We start from the raw sequence: 19087 nt of genomic DNA on the forward strand, positions 1-19087 counted from the left end.
GCCGCTCTCCCCGCCGGGCGCACCCCGGCGCGGGAGCAGCGCGCGAGGTGGGACGACGAAGGGGCCGGGGGTGGTGAGTGCGGGTCGTGGCGGGCCTGGCGGGAGCGCCGCGAGGAACGAGCAGCGCGGATGGTAGACCCGCACTCCCCGGCCCCGGCCCACGACGACCACCGCGCCGGCACCCCGAGCCGCGGCACGAAAGGTCACAACTCCGCATCGCGTCGTGCGCGAGTTAACACGAGCGCCGATCTGGCGTAACATCGGCATGGCAGGCTTGCTATAGCAAATAGCAAACGAGGCCTGCCAGGGGCGGGAGACCCCCGCCCCGCAGGACCATCGCAACGGAGCAAGGACCGCACACGTGACCCCCACCCCCCAGCCTGTCACCGTCGCCCTCGTCGGCGCCGGGAACCGCGGACAGACGTACGCGCGCTGGATCGCCGAGCACCCGGAGCGCGCCCGCCTGGTCGCCGTCGCCGACCCTCGGGCGCACCAGCGCGGGCTCGTCGTCGACCAGGCCGTCGCGGCCCAGGCCGCCGCGGCCCAGACCGGCGGCCCCGCCGACCCGGCCGTCACGCCCGCCGCGCTCGCCGCCGACACGTCAGCGCCCGCCGTCGCCCTGGGTACGGCGCTCCCGCAGGTCGCGGAGTTCGCCGGCTGGCAGGACCTCGTCGCCGCGGGCGACGCCGACCGGGCCGCGGGGGGCACGGGCCGGGTCGCGGACATGGTGATCGTCGCGACGCAGGACCGGGAGCACCGCGACCCCGTCGTCGCGCTCGCGCCGCAGGGGTACGCGATCCTCGTCGAGAAGCCGCTCGCGCCGAGCCCGGAGGAGTGCCGGGACGTCGTCGACGCGGTCGAGGCGTCGGGCGTGCTCTTCGGTGTCTGCCACGTGATGCGCTACATGCCGTACACGGACCTGGTGAAGTCCGTCGTCGACTCGGGCGTCCTGGGCGAGATCGTCAACGTCCAGCACCTCGAGCCCGTCGGCTGGTGGCACGACGCCCACTCCTACGTACGCGGCCCGTGGCGCTCGGAGAAGACGTCGAGCCCGATGCTCCTCGCGAAGTCGAGCCACGACCTCGACTGGATCCGCTACGTCACGGGCAAGCGGATCGCGACGGTCGCGAGCTTCGGCTCCCTGAAGCACTTCCGGCCCGAGGAGCGGCCCGCGGGCGCGGCGGACCGCTGCCTGGACTGCCCGCTCGAGCCCACGTGCCCGTACTCGGCGCCCCGCCTCTACCTGTCCACGCTGCGCGAGAAGGGCCCGATCTGGCCGGTCTCCGTCATCACGGACGCGACCGACGAGGCGGGCGTCGTCGAGGCGCTGCGCACGACCGACTACGGCCGCTGCGTCTACGCCTCGGACAACGACGTCGTCGACCACCAGGTCGTCGCCATGGAGCTCGAGGGCGGCGGCGCGGCGACGTTCACCATGACCGCGTTCTCCGAGCAGGACCACCGCAAGACCCAGATCTTCGGCACCCACGGGTGCCTCGACGGCGACGGGGAGAAGGTCCGCGTGACCGACTTCCGCGACGGCAGCGTCACCGTGCACGACGGCGGCCACCACGGCGCCACGAACGCCGCCGACGACCACGGCGGCGGCGACTCGGGGGTGATGGACGCGTTCGTGCGCGCCGTCGCGACGGGGGACCCGAGCCACGTCCGGTCGGGCGCCGTCGAGTCCTTGCAGAGCCACCTCGCCGTGTTCGCGGCCGAGGAGTCGCGCCACCGGCGCACCGTCGTCGACGTCCCGGCGCGCTGACGCGCCGGGCCCGACGACCGCACCACCACAGCACCACACCGCCCAGCAGCACCCCCACCCCCACCCGCCCACCCGGGCGGGACCTCACCAAGGAGACACGTCGATGACCCTGCGCACGACGAAGCGCCTCTGGACCGCCGCGCTCGCGGTCGGCACGCTCGGCGCGCTGAGCGCCTGCGCCGGCGGTGCCGGCGCCGGCAGCTCCACCCCCACGCCCGAGGACGGCGCCGCGTCCGGGTCCGTCACCATGTGGACCTACCCCGTCATCGCCGACGAGGCCGCCCACAAGGCCTTCTGGGACGAGCAGGTCGCCGCGTTCCAGGAGGAGAACCCCGACGTCGACGTCAAGGTCGAGATCTACCCGTGGGCCGGCCGCGACGAGACGCTCGCGACCGCGATCGCGGGCAACAAGGGCCCCGACGTCGTCTACCTCATCCCGGACCAGATCCCGAAGTACGGCAAGTCCCTCGCCGCCGTGGACAACTACGTCACGGACCAGGTGGGCGACCTGCGCGAGAACGCGTCGAAGGCCGTCACGGTCGACGGCGCGATGCTCGGCTCGCCGTTGATCATGAACAGCAAGCCGCTCGTGTGCAACGCCGCGGCGTTCGAGGCCGTCGGCGAGGCGGGGAACTACCCGGAGACGTGGGACGACCTCATGGCGCTCGCGCCGACGTTCCAGGCCGCCGGTTACGACGTCACCAACTACTGGGGCTCGGTCGACGCGACGCTCAACGAGTCCTTCTACCCGCTGCTGTGGCAGGCGGGCGGGTCCGTCTTCTCCGAGGACGGCTCGTCGGTCGCGTTCGACTCCCCCGAGGGCGTCGAGGCGCTGCAGTTCGCGGTCGACCTCGCCGAGGGCGGGTACATCGAGAAGGACCTGCTGACGACCATCCCCGCGTTCGAGCAGACGAACACCGCCAAGGGCAAGATCGCGTGCACCTGGCAGCAGGGCCCGGCGGACGTCGCGGGCTTCTGGGGCGAGGAGAACGTCGTCGTCCTGCCGCCTCTCAAGGAGGCCGAGGCGGTCGCGTTCGGCACCGTCGGCTCGCTGTCCGTGCTCAAGACGGCCGACAGCCTCGACGCCGCGGGCAAGTGGGCCGCGTTCGCGACCTCGCCCGAGGTGAGCTCCGAGTACGCCCAGGCCGCCGGCTGGTTCTCGCCGTACGAGAGCGAGTCGGGCCTCTACGCCGACGACCCGGTGCTGTCCGCGCTCGAGGAGACGCTCCAGTACACGACGGCCGGCGAGGTCAACGAGAAGTCCCGTGAGGTCATGGGCGTGCTCGCCCCGGAGCTCCAGGCCGCGCTCATCGGCGAGAAGACGCCCGAGCAGGCCCTGAAGGACGCGGCCGCGGCGGCGAACCCGCTGCTCGGCTGACCGACGCCGCGGCGCGGGCAGCCGTCCCCCTGCTGCCCGCGCCGCGGTACCTCGCGGTACGAGAGGAGAACCCATGACCGCGACCGCCCCCACCTCGGACGGGCTGACCGCCGACGGGCCCGACCGGCGCCCGACGCCGTCGAGGCCCTCGCGCGGCACGACCCGCCGCGTCCTGGAGCGCCGTGAGGCGAGGATCGGCCTGCTGTTCGCCCTCCCCGCGTTCCTGCTGTTCCTGCTGTTCCGCTTCGGCCCGGCGATCGCCGGCGTCGCGCTGAGCTTCTTCGACTACACCATCGGCGTCGGTGCCGAGTGGACGGGCGTCGAGAACTTCCGGCGCATGGTCGACGACCCGATCTTCTGGTCGGCGCTGCGCGTCACGGTCGTGCTGAGCGTGCTGATCGTCCCCGTGTCGCTCGCGATCTCGACGTTCATGGCGCTCATGGTGCGCCGCTCGTTCCGCGGCTCCGGCTTCTACCGCTCGGTGTTCTTCCTGCCCGTGGTCACCAGCCTCGTGCTCGCCGCGACCGTGTTCACGTGGGTGTTCTCCACGAACGGGCCGTGGTCGAAGCTCATGGGGGCGCTCGGGTTCTCGACCGACTCCTGGCTGGGCGACACGCTGCTCGTGCTGCCCGCGCTCGCGATGGTCGCGATCTGGTCGCGCTTCGGCTACGGGATGCTCATCCTCCTCGCGCGCATGCAGGACCTGCCGCGCGAGCTCGAGGAGGCCGCCGCGATCGACGGCGCCGGGCCGTGGAAGCGGTTCTGGCACATCATCGCGCCGCAGCTCAAGCCGACCCTGTTCTTCCTCGCCGTCATCGAGACGACCGCGTCGTTCCAGATCTTCGACCTCGTCTACGTGATGACGGCGGGCGGGCCCGCCCGGGCGAGCTACAACCTCGTCTTCTACATCTACGACCAGGGCTTCAAGTACTTCGACCTCGGCTACGCGAGCGCGCTCGGCGTCGCGCTGTTCGTCGTCACGCTGGTCGTCGCCCTGATCCAGCGCTATGCCATCGGGAGGGACAAGTGACCGCCGTCGACCCCACCACCACCGGGCGGGTGCTCGAGGGCGCCGCGATGCCCGTGCGCCCCACCGCGACCCGCCGCCGGCGCGGCCGCAAGGGCGCGAGCGACCTGTCGCTGCGCGGCAAGGTGCTGCGCTACGCCGTGCTCTCGCTCGCCGCCGTCGTGACGATCTTCCCGTTCTACGCGATGGTCGTGCTGTCGCTGAAGCCGGCCGCCGCGATCGACTTCCCCGCGTCGCTCCTGCCGACGAACCTCACGACCGAGGCCTACGGCCGCGTGCTCGGCGCGGGCAACATCGGCACCTGGCTCGTCAACACGCTCGTGTACTCCGTCGTCTCCGTCGTCGCGGTGCTGCTGCTCGCGTCGATGGCCGGCTACGCGTTCGCGAAGAAGAAGTTCCCCGGGCGCGAGGCGATGTTCTGGTCGTTCCTCGCGATGGTCATGGTCCCGTACCACGTGACGCTCATCCCGACGTTCATCCTCATCGCGCAGGCGGGCGGGCTCGACACGTACTGGGGCCTGATCCTGCCGACGCTCGCGAACGCGCAGGCCGTGTTCCTCATGCGGCAGTTCATCCTCGACCTGCCCGACGAGCTGTTCGAGGCCGCGAAGCTCGACGGCGCCTCGGAGTGGCGCATCTTCCTGCGCATCGTGCTGCCGCTGTGCAAGCCGATCCTCGCGACGCTCGGCACGTTCGTCTTCCTGTGGCACTGGAACGACTTCCTGTGGCCGCTCATCATCGGCCAGGGCACCGACCACTGGACGCTGACCGTCGGCATCGCCTCGCTCCAGCAGCAGGACGTGCCGCTCAACATGGTGCTCGCGGGCGCCACCATCTCGTTCGTTCCGATCTTCGCCTCGTACCTCGTGGCCCAGCGCTTCTTCGTCGAGGGCGTCACCTCGTCCGGCATCAAGGGATGACTCACCACATGACCACGCAGACCAGCACCACCGCCCTCAAGGCCCCGACGTCCGTCGCGGAGCTCGAGGAGCTGCTCACGACGCCGTCCGCCGCCCTCGTGGAGGACCTGGCCGCTCGCTCGGGCGACCTCGTCATCCTCGGCGCGGGCGGCAAGATGGGCCCGAGCCTCACCGTCCTCGCCCGCCGGGCGCTCGACGCGGCCGGGCGCACGGGCGACGCCGTGCACGCCGTCTCGCGGTGGTCCGACCCCGAGCAGGCCGACCGTCTGCGCGACGCCGGGGTGAACGTCGTCGCGGCCGACCTGCTCGCGCCCGACGCGGACCTCGCCGCGCTGCCCGACGGCGCCGACGTCGTCTACATGGTGGGCGCCAAGTTCGGCACGTCGTCCGCGCCGTCGCTCGCGTGGGCCGCGAACGCGGCCCTCGTGCACGACGTCGCGCGCCGCTACGCCGACTCGACCATCGCCGCGTTCTCCACCGGGAACGTCTACCCGCTCGTGCCCGTCGAGTCGGGCGGGTGCTCCGAGGAGCACCCCGTCGGGCCGGTCGGCGAGTACGCGATGAGCTGCCTCGGCCGCGAGCGCGTGCTCCAGCACGCCGCGCTCTCGCGCGGCACGAAGGTCGTGACGATCCGCCTCAACTACGCCGTCGACCTGCGCTACGGCGTCCTGTTCGACGTCGCGTCGCCGATCCTCGCGGGCGAGCCCGTCGACCTCACCACCGGGCACGTCAACGTCGTGTGGCAGGGATACGCGAACGAGGTCGCGCTGCGCTCGCTCGCGCTCGCGTCGTCGCCCGCGACGGCGATCAACCTCACCGGACCGGAGACGGCGTCGGTGCGGCGCCTCGCGGAGCTCCTCGGCCGCGGCCTCGACCGCGAGGTGTCGTTCACGGGCGAGCCCGCCCCGACGGCGCTGCTCAACGACGCGACGCGCTGCCACGAGCTGTTCGGCTACCCGCAGGTGCCGCTGCGCACGCTCGTGGACTGGCAGGCGCAGTGGCTCGCGGCCGGGCTGCCGACGAGCGGCAAGCCGACGAAGTTCGCCGTGCGCGACGGGGCGTTCTGATGACGGCCCCCACCACCCCCGCCGCGGCGCCCGCCACCCCGCGCCTCGCCGACGACGTCGCCGCGCTCCTGCGGGCGGGGACCGTCATCCCGGCCCAGCCCCTCGCGCTCGACGCGGACCGCCGCCTCGACGAGCGCCGCCAGCGCGCGCTCACGCGGTACTACCACGCGGCGGGCGCGGGCGGCGTGGCCGTCGGCGTCCACACGACGCAGTTCGAGATCCGCGAGCACGGGCTCCTGCGGCCCGTGCTCGAGCTCGCGGCCGAGGTGTCGCGCGCGACGGCCGCGGGCGACGCGCCCGCGGGCTCGCTGCACACCGGGCCCCGCCCGCTCGTCCAGGTCGCGGGCGCGGCCGGCGACGTGCGGCAGGCCGTCGCGGAGACGGAGCTCGCGGCGTCGCTCGGCTACGACGCGGTGCTGCTCGCGCCGCGCGTGCCCGGTCTCGTCGGCTCGCGCGAGGAGGTCGAGCGCGTGCTGCTCGACCGCGCCCGCGCCGTCGGCGAGGTGCTGCCGGTCATCGGGTTCTACCTCCAGGAGGCGATCGGCGGCCCGCGCCTGTCCGTCGGCTTCTGGCGCGAGTACGCGTCGATCGAGGCAGTCGTCGCGATCAAGGCCGCGCCGTTCCACCGCTACCGGACGATCGACGTGCTGCGCGGCGTCGCCGCGTCGGGTCGCGGCGACCAGATCGCGCTGTACACGGGCAACGACGACGCGATCCTCGCCGACCTCACGCAGCGCCTCGACGTCCCGGTGACCGACGCCGAGGGCCGCGCCTCGACCTTCACGGCGCGGTTCGTGGGCGGCCTGCTCGGGCAGTGGGCGGTCTGGACCCGGGGGGCGGTCGAGACGCTGGCCCTCGCGCACGCCGCGCACGGCATCGGCCCCGACGGCGGCACCACCGTGCCCGACGCCGCCGCCCTCGCGACGCTCACCGCGCGCGCGGCCGGCCTCACCGACGCGAACGCGGCCGTCTTCGACGCGGCGCACGACTTCGCGGGCGTCATCGCGGGCGTGCACGAGGTGCTGCGCCGCCAGGGCCTGCTCGACGGCATCTGGTGCCTCGACCCGGAGGAGACCCTCTCCCCCGGGCAGGCCGACGAGCTGACGCGCGTGACGGCGTCGTACCCGTGGCTCGCCGCCGCGGACGATGCGCTCGTCGCGGAGCACCTCGAGGACTGGCTGCGGTGACCGGCGCGCCCGACCCGGGGACCGCCGCGGGGCCCGGCCCGGGTGCCGGGGCCGCGCGCGCGGTCGTCGCGGTCGCGCCGTGGCTGCGCACCGAGCTGTTCGCCCCCGACGTCTGGGAGCGCCTGGCGGGCGCGGGACCGTTCGACGTCGTCGACGACCCGCGCGCGCTCGGCGTCGCGCTCGACCGGCTGAGCCCCGCGGCGCGCGAGCGCGTCGACGCGCTCGTCGTCTCCTGGGGCACGCCGCCCCTGGACGCGGACCTCCTGGACCGGCTCCCCCGCCTGCGGCTCGTCGCGCACACGGGCGCCTCCGTCAAGCCGTTCGTCACGCCCGCGCTGTGGGAGCGCGGGGTCCGCGTGACGCAGGCGGGCCAGGCGATGGCACGCCCGGTGGCCGAGGTCTCGGTGACGTTCGCGCTCGCGCTGCTCCACCAGGTCCCCGCGTTCCACAACGCCCTGCACGACGGCGTCCCGTGGGCCGACGCCGAGACCGCACCCCCGCGGTACGAGATGGCGGGCACGCGCGTCGGCGTCGTCGGGGCGTCGCGCACCGGGCGCGCGGCGGTCGCGATGCTGCGCGCGCTCGGCGCGGAGGTCGTGGTCGCCGACCCGACCCTCTCCCCCGCCGACGCCGCCGCGCTCGGCGCGACTCTCGTCGGGCTCGACGAGCTGCTCGCGACGAGCCGCGTGACGATGCTGCACGCGCCCGTGCTGCCCGAGACCCACCACCTGCTCGGCGCGCGCGAGCTCGCGCTCCTGCCCGACCACGCCGGGCTCGTCAACACCGCACGGTCGTGGCTCACGGACGAGGACGCCCTCATCCGTGAGCTGGCGAGCGGCCGGATCAGCGCCGCGCTCGACGTCTACGACGCCGAGCCGCTGCCCGAGGACCACCCGCTGCGCCGCCTGCGGAACGTGCTCCTCACGCCGCACCACGCCGCCGCGACCGTGCAGGGTCGGCTCGCGCAGGGCGCGATCGTCGTCGACGAGCTCGAGCGCTTCCGCGCGGGCGAGCCGCTCGTGCACGAGGTGCGTGAGGCCGACCTCGACCGCATGGGCTGAGCCCGCGGCGGGCGGGGCCGGGTCAGGGCCGGGTCAGGCTCGCGCGGCCGGCACCGGGGGCACCGGGGCGACCCGCCGCCGCGGGAGCGTCGCGACCGCGACCCCGGCGAGGCACAGCGCGCCGCCCGCGAAGGTGACCGGCGCCGGGATCTCCGCGAGCACGAGCCACGACAGGACCACGACGAGCGGCGGGACGAGGTACGTCGTCGCCGCGGCCCGGCCCGCGCTGAGGCGCGAGAGCGCGTAGCCCCACGTCGTGAACGCGACGGCCGTCGGGCCGAGCCCGAGCAGCACGACCGCCCACGTCGACGACGGCGGCGCCGCGGTGGCGTCGGCCGCGAGCGCCGGGGCGAACGGCAGGAGCGCGACCGTGCCCGCGAGGCACCCGACCCACGTCATCGTCAGGGCGTCGAGGTGCGCGAGGAGGCGCTTCTGCGACGTCGCACCCGCGGCGTAGAGGACGGCGGCGGTGAGCCCGAGCGCCACGCCGACGACGTCGCGCTCGCCCGAGGAGGTCGCGGCCGCGATGATCGCGACCCCGGCGAACGCCGAGGCCATGCCGACGAGCAGGCGCCGCGGGAAGCCCTCGCCGAGCAGGACGCCCGCGAGCACCGCGACGAGGACGGGCGCGACGTTGACGAGGAGCGCCGTCGTGCCGGCGTCGAGGTGCTGCTCGGCCGCGTTGAGCGCGAGGTTGTAGAGGCTGAACCAACCCACGCCCCACGCGAGGACGCCCGCGAGCACCCGGCCGCGGGGCAGCACGGGCCGGTGCCCGCTGCGGAGCCACCGCACGGCGACGACGGCGGTGAGCCCGAGGCTGCCCGCGAGCTGGCGGCCCAGGGCGAGCGACCCGGGCGCGTAGTCGTGCCCGGCGGCGCGCACGCCGATGAACGCCGACGCCCACAGCACGACGGTCACGGCCACCGCGAGGACGACGGGCAGCCCGGCGCGACGGGCCGGTCCGCGGGCGGAGGGCAGGCCGGGCCGGGCGGAGCCGACGGGTGTCGTCGTCGAGGTCTCGGGTGCGGTCACGGGTCGATCGTCGCCCCGCCGCACCGTTCAGCACCAGCACGTGTTCCTACCGTTCGATGCAGTACGGCTGTAGCGTGAGGGGATGCTGGACGTGCATCGTCTCCGGATCTTCCGCTCCGTCGTCGCGAGCGGCTCGGTCCAGGCCGCCGCCGCCAACCTCGGGTACACGCCGTCGGCGGTGAGCCAGCACGTGGCCGCGCTCCAGCGCGAGACCGGGCTCGCGCTCCTCGAGCGCGCCGGGCGGGGCGTCCGGCCGACGGCCGCCGGGCTCGAGCTCGCCGCGCAGGCCGACCGCGTGCTCGCCCGGCTCGGCGAGGTCGAGGCCGTCGTCGCGGACCTGCGCGCCGGGCGGACCGGGACCCTGTCTCTCATGTACTTCGCCTCCGCCGGCTCCGCGTGGCTGCCGCGTGTCGTCCGACGGCTCACGACCGAGTTCCCCGGGGTCCGGCTCGACCTCGCCCTCGGCGAGGCGATCCCCGACGATCCCGACGCCCGCGCCGACGTGCAGGTCGCCGTCGCGTCGCCCGCCTTCGTCCCCGGCACCGGGTTCCGGGCGCACCACCTGCTGGACGACCCCTACGTCGCCGTCCTCCCCGCCGACCACCCGCTCGCCGGGCAGCCCGAGGTGGAGATCGCCGCGCTCGCGACGGAGCGCTGGGTCGACAACGACTTCGCCCGCGGGTGGTGCCGCCGCAACCTCGTCGAGGCGTGCACCGCGGCGGGGTTCAGCCCGCCGTTCCACGTCGAGGCCCACGACTACCCGACGGCGGTCGCGTTCGTCGGCGCGGGCATCGGCATCACGGTGCTGCCGCGGCTCGGCGCGGTGCACCTGCCACCCGGCCTCGTCGCCGTCCCGGTCGTGCGGCCCGCGCCCGTCCGGTCGGTCTACGCCGTCGTGCGCGACGCCGCCGCCTCGACGCCGCCCGCCCGGGCGGTGCTCGACGAGCTGCGCGCGGTCGCGCGCGCGGGCGCCGTCGTCCCGGCCGCGCGCTGAGGCCCGACACCTCCCGGCCGCCGAGGTAGAGCCCTGGTCCGCCGAGGTAGAGGCGCGGTCGCCCGCGGCGGGCCACCACACCTCTACCTCGCGCCACCGGGGCTCTACCTCGCGGGACCAGCCCACTCCCCGGGGAACTAGGGCTCTACCTCGCGGGGGCGCACCTGCCCCGCGGCGCTGCGAGAATCGGGGGCGTGAGCGAGACCCCCGACCCCCGCACCGACTGGCGGCCGCACGTCGCCGACCCGGCCGCCCGACCGCCGTCGACCCTGCCCCACGTGGTGTTCTTCGAGCCGCGCATCCCGGGGAACACGGGCAACGCGATCCGCCTCGCCGCGGTGACCGGGGCGAGGCTGCACCTGGTCGAGCCGCTCGGGTTCGACCTGGACGAGCCCAAGCTGCGGCGCGCGGGGCTGGACTACCACGACCTCGCGATCGTCGAGGTGCACGCGGACCTCGACGCCACGCTGGCGACCCTCCCGGGCCGGGTGTTCGCGTTCACGACCCGCGCGACGACGTCGTTCACCGACGTGACGTACCGGCCCGACGACGTCCTGCTGTTCGGCCCGGAGCCCACCGGCCTGCCCGACGACGTGCTGGCCCACGAGCGGATCACGGACCAGCTGAAGATCCCCATGCTGCCCGGTCGCCGCTCGCTCAACCTCACCAACGCGGCGTCGATCGCCGTCTACGAGGCGTGGCGCCAGACGGGCTTCGCGGGCGGCACATAAGGGAAAGCACGTACCTGGCGAGGGTCAAATTTACGTACTGCTCGAGTTGCTGACAGTGCAGCGCCACGGTGAACTGTGGCCGGGCCGATCGCGGCCCCCCACACCTGAGCAAAGGAGCTCCATGCGAACTCTCCGACTGCGCGCCCTGGCCGTCTCCGCCCTCGTTGCCGCTGCCGTCGCGATCGCCCCCTCGGCGAGCGCGGCCCCCTACGACGGCGGCGTGTGCACGTTCGACGTGACCCGGACCGGGAACGTCTTCACCGTCGGCGCGGGCACGTGCGACTGGGTGCTGCTCGAGGTCTACGGCAACGCGTACGGGACGAACCTCAACCGGTCGGTCTCGACGACGTCGGTCGCGTCGGTGGAGATCGCCGGACCGGTCTGGGGCGTGACCGGCGCCGCCGCGGTGGGCCGCAAGGCCGGCGTGACGGGCCCCGTCGTCCGCGTGCTCTGACCCTCCTGCCCACCGTCGTGGGCGAAGGGCCCGACCCCCTCACGGGGGCCGGGCCCTTCCCTGCTGTCGCGAGGTCGTGTCAGACGAGGTCGCGGACCGCCGCGTACTGCTCGCGGATGGCCGGGACCGGGTCTGCCTCGACCACCGTGGCCGACGACGCGGCCCAGGTGGGCGGGGCGACGTCCGCCCCGGAGCCGCCCGCCTCGTGCGCGGCGAGGACCCACGCCGCCTGGCGTGCGGCGCCGTCGGCCACGTACTCGCCGGGCTCGGGGACCGTGACGGGCAGGCCGAGGACCTGCGGCGCGATGCGCCGGACCGCCTCGGACTGGGCGCCGCCGCCGATGAGCTGCACGCGCTCGACCCGGACGCCGAGCGCCCGCAGCGCGTCGAGCCCGTCCGCGAGACCGCACAGCATGCCCTCGACGTACGCGCGCGCGAGGTGCTCCGGCGTCGACGTGCCGAGCCGGATCCCGTGCAGCGTGCCGGACGCGTCAGGGCGGTTGGGCATGCGCTCGCCCTCCAGGTACGGCACGAGCACGAGCCCGTCAGCGCCGGGGGGTGCCTGGAGCGCGAGCCGCGACAGCCCCGCGTGGTCGACCCCGAGCACCGCGCGCGCGGCGTCGAGCACCCGGCTCGCGTTGAGCGTCACCGCGAGCAGCAGGTACCGGCCCGTCGCGTCGGAGAACCCGTTGACGAGGCCGGAGCCGTCCGCCGTGCGGTCGTCGGTCACGGCGGACACGACGCCCGACGTCCCGATCGACACCGCGACGTCGCCCGCGACCATGCCGAGGCCGAGCGCGGCACCGGCGTTGTCGCCCGCGCCGGGGCCGAGCAGCGTGCCGCCGTCGACCGCACTGCCGGCCACCGAGGGGTGCGCGACGCCGGCCGTCGCCGACGGCGCGACGACGCGCGGCAGCACGACGTCGGCGCGACCGAACGCGAGCTCCAGCAGGTCGAGGCGGTACGCGGCCCGGCCGTCGTCCCCGTCGTCCCGGGTCGCGTCGTAGTACCCCGTCCCGGACGCGTCGGACGCGTCGGTGACGAGCGCGTCGAGGTCCGGCCCGAGCGGCGCGGACTCGTCGCCCGCGGGCCCGTACCCCGCGATGCGCCACGTGAGCCAGTCGTGCGGCAGCGCGACGGCGGCGACGCGCGCCGCGTTCTCCGGCTCGGCGTCGCGCAGCCAGCGCAGCTTCGTCACCGTGAGCGACGCGACCGGCACGGACCCGATCGCGTCGGCCCACGCCTGCGCGCCCGCCTCGGTCGCGGACTCGACCCGGTCGTGGGCGTCGGGGACGCCCTCGGCGAGGCGGGCCTCGCCGAGCTCCCGGATCAGGTCGCGCGCGGCCGCGGCCGAGCGCGTGTCGTTCCACAGGAGCGCGTCGCGCACCACGTTCCCGTCCGCGTCGAGCGCGACGAGCCCGTGCTGCTGGCCGCCCACGGCGAGCGCCGCGACGTCGTCGAGCCCGCCCGCAGCGGACGCGGCCTCGCGGAACGCGTCCCACCACGCGTCGGGGTGGACCTCGGTGCCGTCGGGGTGCTTGGCCGACCCGGTGCGCACGAGGGCGCCCGTCGCGGCGTCGCGCACGACGACCTTGCAGGACTGCGTGGACGTGTCGACGCCGGCGACGAGCACGCGCTCGCCGCCGGCGTCGGACGTCCTGGCGTCGGCGGCCACCTCAGCCGATGAGGTGCTCGAGCGCGAGCTGGTTGAGGCGCACGAAGCCGAAGTCGCGGTTCGCCGCGGCGTCGACGTCGAACTCCTCGTACGCGCTGCGGTCCGCGAGCAGGTCGGCCACGGACTCGCCCTCGCCCAGCGTGGACTGGCCGAGCTCGAACACGCCGGAGTGCGCGAACGCCTCCTGGACGCGGCTGTCGGCGCGGTACGCCGCGGCCTTGCGCGCGAGCAGGCGGTAGGTCTCCATGTTGGCGCGCGCGGAGTCCCACACGCCGACCTCGTTCTCGGTGCGCGACGGCTTGTAGTCGAAGTGGCGCGGGCCCGTGTACGTGGGGCCGCCGTTCGGGAAGCCGTTCTCGAGCAGGTCGACCGTGAAGAACGCGGAGAGCAGGTCGCCGTGGCCGAACACGAGGTCCTGGTCGAACTTGATCGAGCGCTGGCCGTTGAGGTCGATGTGGAAGAGCTTGCCCGCCCACAGCGCCTGCGCGAGGCCGTGCGTGTAGTTGAGGCCCGCCATCTGCTCGTGGCCCGTCTCCGGGTTGAGGCCCACGATGTCGCCGTTGTCGAGCTTCGCGATGAGGCCGAGCGCGTGGCCGATGGTCGGCAGGAAGATGTCGCCGCGGGGCTCGTTCGGCTTGGGCTCGAGCGCGATCTTGAGGTCGTAGCCCTTCTCCTTGATGTACGCCGCGGTGAGGTCGAGGCCCTCGGCGTAGCGCTCGTGCGCGGAGTGCAGGTCCTTGGCGCCGTCGTACTCGGTGCCCTCGCGGCCGCCCCACATGACGAACGTCTTGGCGCCGAGCTCGGCGGTGAGGTCGACGTTGCGCAGCACCTTGCGCAGCGCGTAGCGGCGCACGCCGCGGTCGTTCGACGTGAGGCCGCCGTCCTTGAAGACGGGGTGGCTGAACAGGTTGGTCGTCACCATCTCGATGACGAGGCCCGTGTCCTCGGCGGCCTGGCGCACCGCGTCGAGGCGCTTGGTGCGCTCGGCGTCGTCCGCGCCGAAGGGGACGACGTCGTCGTCGTGGAACGTGAAGCCCCACGCGCCGAGGTCGGCCAGACGACGCACCGACTCGGCCGGGTCGAGCGCCGGGCGGCTCGCGCTGCCGAACTGGTCCTGCGCGGTCCAGCCCACGGTCCACAGACCGAAGGAGAAGTTGATGTCCTGGGTGGTCTCGTCGGCCACGGTGGTCTCCTCGTCGAGAGGGCCGGAGCGACGTCGGTCGACCCCGGCCTATTTATGTCGTACGGCTGAACTTATCCGTCCGGGTCGGTAAGGTCAAGACCGTGAACCGCAGCGTCGCGACCCGGACGGGTCCCCCAGCAGCCCGCCAGGCCACGCTGCGCGAGCACAACCTCGCGCTGGTCGCGCGGGCCGTGTTCGAGGCGTCGCACCCGTGCTCGCGCGCCGACATCGCCGGCGCGAGCGGGCTCACGCGCGCCACCGTCTCGACACTCGTCGACCGCCTCGTCGCCGCCGGGATCGTGGCCGAGCTGCCGCCCGCCACCCCGCAGCGCGCCGGGCGGCCCGCCGTGCCGCTCGCCCCCGCGCCGCGCACCCTCGTGGGCCTGGGGCTCGAGGTGAACGTCGACTACCTCGGCGGGCGCGTGCTCGACCTCACCGGCGCCGTCGTCGCCGAGCAGGTCGACCCCGACGACCTCCACGACAGCGACCCCACCGAGGTGCTCGCCCGCCTCGGCCGCATCGCGCACGACCTCCTCGCCCAGGTCCGCGCCGACGGCATGACGGTCGCGGGCGCGCGCCTCGCCCTGCCCGGCCTCGTCGACCCGCGCGCCGGCCGGCTCGAGGTCGCACCCAACCTCGGCTGGTCCCACCTCGACCCCGTCCGCCTCCTCGGGCTCAGCCCCGACGTCGCCGTCGAGATCGGGAACGAGGCCAAGCTCGCCGCGCTCGCCCAGGCGAGCCACGGCGTCGTGCCCGACGACGCGACCGGGCCCGCGCCCTCGACGTATCTCTACGTGTCGGGCGACGTGGGCATCGGGTCCGCGATCGTCGTCGACCGCCGCCTGTTCCACGGCCGCCACGGCTGGACGGGCGAGGTCGGGCACGTCGTCGTCGACCCGCACGGCCCCCGGTGCCGCTGCGGAGCGACGGGCTGCCTGGAGCAGTACGCGGGCAAGGACGCGCTCCTGCGCGGCGCGGGCCTCCCCGTCGACGCGCCCACCGGGGCGCTCGTCGCCGCCCTCGACGCCGGCGAGCCGGACGCGCTCGCCGCGGTCGAGCGCGCCGGGACCGCGCTCGGCAGCGCCCTCGCCGACTACGTCAACCTCGTCGACATCGACACCGTCCTGCTCGGCGGCATCTACCCCGCGCTCCTGCCCTACCTGCGCCCCGCCGCCGAGGCCGAGCTCCGGGCCCGCGTCCTCGCCGCTCCCTGGACCGACGTCGTGCTGCTGCCCGCGCCCGTCGGCGACCACGCCGCGCTCACGGGCGGCGCGCGCGAGGTGCTGCGCGGGGTCGTCGAGGACCCGAGCGCCTGGGTCGCCGACGACTGACCAGGTGATCCTGGCGGGCCGAGCAGGCCGTCCGCGCGCGTCCGGCGACCGGGACGAGCCCGGACCACCTGCTCGGCCGGGCGGGCACGAACCCGGGACCTAGCTCGGGGGCGGGGCGGTGCTCGCGCGCTCGACGAGGCGGGTCGGGACGAGGCGCGTGCCGGCCTCGTGGACGCCCTCGCGGACCTGCCGGAGCACCTGCGCGACGAGCCGGCGCCCGACCTCGGCGAAGTCCTGGTGGACGGTCGTGAGCGGGGGCAGGAACTCGCTGGACTCGGGCAGGTCGTCGAACCCGACGACGCTCACGTCCTGCGGGACCCGTCGGCCGGAGTCGTGCAGGGCCCGGACGAGCCCGAGGGCCATCTGGTCGTTGGCGACGAACACGGCGGTGAGGTCGTCGCGGCGCGCGAGGCGCAGCCCGGCCTCGTACCCCGACGACGGCGACCAGTCGCCCCGCTCGATCGGCGGGACCTCGCGGCCCGCGGCCTCGAGCGTGGCCCGCCACGCGGAGGTGCGGCGCTCGGCCGCGAACGAGAGCGCGGGCCCCGCGAGGTGGTGCACGGTCCGGTGCCCGAGGTCGAGCAGGTGCCGCACGGCCTGGCGGGTGCCGTCGGCCTGGTCCGTGTCGACGACGGCGTAGCTCTCGCCCGCGTCGGAGTCGGCGACGACGACCTGGACGCCGGGCGGCAGGCTGACCTGCGCGACGTCGAGGAGGTGCACCTCCATGAGCAGGATGATCGCGTCGACCGCGAGCTCGCCGAGGCGCGTGAAGGCGCCGTGGACGCCGTCCTGGGTGGGCGCCGCGACGGGGATGACCGTGATGGCGTAGCCCTCGGCGGCGGCCGAGGTCGCGATGGCCTCGAGCGTGCGGACGTTGCCCGTGGTCGCGAGCGAGAAGAGGATGACGCCGATCGTGCGGAACGACCCGCTCTTCAGCGCGCGGGCCGCGCTGTTGGGCCGGTAGCCGAGCTCGGTCATCGCCTCGAGCACGCGCGAGCGCGTGCTCTCGACGACGCCCGGGTGCCCGTTGGAGACGCGGGAGACGGTCTGCGCGGAGACCCCGGCGACGCGCGCGACGTCGGCCATCGAGACGCGCCGTGCCGTGCGGACGGCAGCCCCCCCGGTGCGCGTCAGGGCGGGGGTCTCGTCGTCGAGCCCGTCGGTCATGGCGTCCTCGTCCTCGTGGTGTCGGCACAGTACCCGTGCCGGACCGGTGTCGTGGCCGGTCAGGACCCACAGTAGGCGATGTTTGCGCAAACACCGAACCTCGTGCCATGCTCATGTTTACGCAAACAACGGCGACGACGGACGTCGCCGTCCCCCGATGACGAGGACCACAGCATGACGACGACGTCCCCACCCGTGGCAGCGCTCCGGCCACCGGTCGGCGCTCCTTCGTCCCTCCCGGCGCGGCGCCGACGGCGCTCGTGGACCGGCTGGGGCTTCGTGGGGCCGTTCATGGCGGTCTTCGCGCTCGTGTTCCTCGCACCGATCGCGTACTCGATCTACCTCAGCCTGTTCCGCACCCAGATGGTGGGCGGCACGCAGTTCGTCGGGTTCGAGAACTACGCCCGCGCGTTCTCCGACCCGCAGTTCTGGTCGGGCGTGTCTCGCGTCGGGCTGTTCCTCGTGGTCCAGGTCCCGATCATGCTCGGCATCGCGCTGCTCGTCGCGCTCGCGATCGACTCCGGGCGCCTGTACGGGCGGAACTTCTTCCGGATCTCGATCTTCCTCCCCTACGCCGTCCCGGCCGTCGTCGCGACGCTCATGTGGGGCTTCATGTACGGGACGCGCTTCGGCCTCGTCGCGAACATCAACGACGCCCTCGGCACGACGATCCCCAACCCGCTCTCCCCCGACTGGGTGCTGCTGTCGATCGGCAACATCGTGACCTGGGAGTTCGTGGGCTACAACATGCTCATCTTCTACTCGGCGCTGCGCGTCGTGCCGACCTCGCTCTACGAGGCCGCGGAGCTCGACGGCGCGTCCCAGTGGCAGGTCGTCCGGGCGATCAAGATCCCCGCGATCCGCGGCTCGCTCGTCATCGCGACGATCTTCTCGATCATCGGCTCGTTCCAGCTCTTCAACGAGCCGAGCATCCTGCAGAGCCTCGCGCCGAACGCGATCACGACGTACTTCACCCCGAACCTGTACGCGTACTCGCTGTCGTTCTCCGGCCAGCAGTACAACTACTCGGCGACCGTCGCCATCATCATGGGCGTCCTCACGATGATCGTGGCCTACGTCGTCCAGCTGCGCGGCATGCGCAAGGAGGCCTGACGATGACCGCCACGACCCCCTCGACCCCGGCGGTCCCCGCCGCGTCCCGCACGACGACGAGCGCCACGACGCGCAAGCCCGTGCGCCTGCGCTCGCGCGCCCCGCACGGCGTCACCCGCCCGCGCCGCAGCGTCCTGCTGACGGTCCTCACGGGGATCGTCCTGCTCTACGCGCTCGTGCCGCTGTTCTGGCTCGTGGTCAACGCGTCCAAGACGCAGTCGAGCCTGTTCTCCTCGTTCGGCCTGTGGTTCAGCGGCGACTTCGCGCTCTTCGACAACATCGCCCGGACGCTCACCTACGACGGCGGCATCTTCGGTCGCTGGTTCGCGAACACGCTGCTGTACGTGGTGGTCGGGGCCGGCGGCGCGACGTTCCTCGCGGTGCTCGGCGGCTACGCGCTCGCGAAGTTCGACTTCCCCGGCAAGCGCGGCGTGTTCGCGACGGTCATCGGCGCGGTCGCGGTGCCGGGCACGGCCCTGGCCGTCCCGACGTTCCTCATGTTCAGCCAGATGGGGCTGACGAACACCCCGTGGGCCGTCATCATCCCGTCGCTCATCTCGCCGTTCGGCCTCTACCTCATGTGGGTGTTCGCCGCCGAGTCGATCCCGACCGAGCTGCTCGAGGCCGCGCGCGTGGACGGGTCGAGCGAGGGGCGCACGTTCTTCCAGGTGTCGCTGCCGCTGCTCGCGCCCGGGATCGTCACGGTCCTGCTCTTCACGATGGTCGCGACGTGGAACAACTACTTCCTGCCGCTGATCATGCTCAAGGACCCCGACTGGTACCCGCTGACGCTCGGCCTCAACGCGTGGAACGCGCAGGCCGCGACCGCCGGCGGCGAGGCGATCTTCGACCTCGTGATCACCGGCTCGCTCCTCACGATCCTGCCGCTCGTCGCGGCCTTCCTCCTGCTCCAGCGCTACTGGCAGTCCGGCCTCGCGGCCGGGTCCGTCAAGGAGTGACGCCCGCGCCGCCGCACGGGCCGGCCCACCACCCCTGCAC

Annotated in this window: 17 protein-coding genes; 13 read left to right on the forward strand and 4 right to left on the reverse strand. The window is 74.1% G+C overall.

What is annotated here, in order from left to right; translation table 11 throughout:
- Positions 1-361: 361 nt before the first annotated feature.
- The 7 genes from MT994_RS06510 (at position 362) to MT994_RS06540 (ending at position 8408) form a co-directional block, all read left to right on the forward strand.
- Positions 362-1768 carry a Gfo/Idh/MocA family oxidoreductase gene (locus tag MT994_RS06510; RefSeq protein ID WP_354805609.1) on the forward strand — a complete coding sequence of 469 codons (1407 nt, stop codon included), beginning with the start codon at positions 362-364 and terminating at the stop codon, positions 1766-1768.
- A gap of 103 nt (positions 1769-1871) precedes the next feature.
- Positions 1872-3146: a sugar ABC transporter substrate-binding protein gene (locus tag MT994_RS06515; protein WP_354805611.1), complete on the forward strand. Its 1275-nt coding sequence runs from the start codon at positions 1872-1874 to the stop codon at positions 3144-3146.
- A gap of 73 nt (positions 3147-3219) precedes the next feature.
- The gene (locus MT994_RS06520; RefSeq protein WP_081895826.1) at positions 3220-4176 is read left to right on the forward strand and encodes a sugar ABC transporter permease; all 957 of its coding nucleotides are present in this window, start codon (positions 3220-3222) and stop codon (positions 4174-4176) included.
- On the forward strand, positions 4173-5093 hold the full coding sequence (locus tag MT994_RS06525; RefSeq protein WP_228485232.1) for a carbohydrate ABC transporter permease: 921 nt from the start codon (positions 4173-4175) through the stop codon (positions 5091-5093). Before MT994_RS06520 ends, MT994_RS06525 begins: the two co-directional genes overlap by 4 nt.
- An 8-nt stretch (positions 5094-5101) precedes the next feature.
- Positions 5102-6160 carry an NAD(P)H-binding protein gene (locus MT994_RS06530; RefSeq protein ID WP_228075095.1) on the forward strand — a complete coding sequence of 353 codons (1059 nt, stop codon included), beginning with the start codon at positions 5102-5104 and terminating at the stop codon, positions 6158-6160.
- A complete protein-coding gene (locus MT994_RS06535; RefSeq protein ID WP_354805613.1) occupies positions 6160-7347 on the forward strand; it encodes a dihydrodipicolinate synthase family protein in 1188 nt (395 codons plus the stop codon). The genes MT994_RS06530 and MT994_RS06535 overlap by 1 nt, the downstream gene beginning before the upstream one ends.
- Positions 7344-8408: a hydroxyacid dehydrogenase gene (locus MT994_RS06540; RefSeq protein ID WP_354805615.1), complete on the forward strand. Its 1065-nt coding sequence runs from the start codon at positions 7344-7346 to the stop codon at positions 8406-8408. The genes MT994_RS06535 and MT994_RS06540 overlap by 4 nt, the downstream gene beginning before the upstream one ends.
- 33 nt (positions 8409-8441) lie before the next feature.
- Here the strand turns inward: MT994_RS06540 and MT994_RS06545 are convergent, their stop codons facing one another.
- Complete coding sequence (locus MT994_RS06545; RefSeq protein WP_354805617.1) at positions 8442-9440, reverse strand: DMT family transporter; 999 nt, start codon at positions 9438-9440, stop codon at positions 8442-8444.
- An 82-nt stretch (positions 9441-9522) separates the two neighbouring features.
- On the opposite strand from MT994_RS06545, the gene MT994_RS06550 reads away from it, so the two are divergent.
- The 3 genes from MT994_RS06550 (at position 9523) to MT994_RS06560 (ending at position 11619) form a co-directional block, all read left to right on the forward strand.
- Positions 9523-10434 (forward strand): LysR family transcriptional regulator, encoded by a 912-nt coding sequence (locus MT994_RS06550; RefSeq protein WP_076403349.1) that lies wholly within the window; start codon positions 9523-9525, stop codon positions 10432-10434.
- A gap of 269 nt (positions 10435-10703) precedes the next feature.
- Entirely contained in the window at positions 10704-11165 is a 462-nt protein-coding gene (locus tag MT994_RS06555; RefSeq protein WP_354805845.1) for a tRNA (cytidine(34)-2'-O)-methyltransferase, read from the forward strand.
- A gap of 121 nt (positions 11166-11286) precedes the next feature.
- Complete coding sequence (locus MT994_RS06560) at positions 11287-11619, forward strand: hypothetical protein (protein WP_076403352.1); 333 nt, start codon at positions 11287-11289, stop codon at positions 11617-11619.
- 79 nt (positions 11620-11698) lie between these two features.
- On the opposite strand, the gene MT994_RS06565 is transcribed toward MT994_RS06560, so the two are convergent.
- Together MT994_RS06565 and xylA are read right to left on the reverse strand one after the other, a co-directional pair.
- Positions 11699-13294: an FGGY family carbohydrate kinase gene (locus tag MT994_RS06565; RefSeq protein WP_354805618.1), complete on the reverse strand. Its 1596-nt coding sequence runs from the start codon at positions 13292-13294 to the stop codon at positions 11699-11701.
- Between the two features lies 1 nt (position 13295).
- Complete coding sequence (xylA, locus tag MT994_RS06570) at positions 13296-14477, reverse strand: xylose isomerase (protein WP_076403356.1); 1182 nt, start codon at positions 14475-14477, stop codon at positions 13296-13298.
- Between the two features lie 101 nt (positions 14478-14578).
- Here xylA and MT994_RS06575 point away from each other — a divergent pair, with 101 nt between their 5' ends.
- Positions 14579-15808 (forward strand): ROK family transcriptional regulator, encoded by a 1230-nt coding sequence (locus tag MT994_RS06575; RefSeq protein ID WP_194522069.1) that lies wholly within the window; start codon positions 14579-14581, stop codon positions 15806-15808.
- Between the two features lie 99 nt (positions 15809-15907).
- On the opposite strand, the gene MT994_RS06580 is transcribed toward MT994_RS06575, so the two are convergent.
- Positions 15908-16975, reverse strand: a complete 1068-nt coding sequence (locus MT994_RS06580) for a LacI family DNA-binding transcriptional regulator (RefSeq protein WP_061266634.1) — start codon at positions 16973-16975, stop codon at positions 15908-15910.
- Positions 16976-17149: 174 nt separating this feature from the next.
- Between MT994_RS06580 and MT994_RS06585 the strand changes: the two genes are divergently transcribed.
- Entirely contained in the window at positions 17150-18088 is a 939-nt protein-coding gene (locus tag MT994_RS06585) for a sugar ABC transporter permease (protein WP_031315702.1), read from the forward strand.
- 2 nt (positions 18089-18090) lie between these two features.
- Positions 18091-19047 (forward strand): carbohydrate ABC transporter permease, encoded by a 957-nt coding sequence (locus MT994_RS06590; protein WP_021481966.1) that lies wholly within the window; start codon positions 18091-18093, stop codon positions 19045-19047.
- Positions 19048-19087: the final 40 nt, after the last annotated feature.

Origin of the sequence: Cellulosimicrobium sp. MI9406 (assembly GCF_040595865.1) — a bacterium.
Taxonomy (GTDB): domain Bacteria; phylum Actinomycetota; class Actinomycetes; order Actinomycetales; family Cellulomonadaceae; genus Cellulosimicrobium; species Cellulosimicrobium funkei.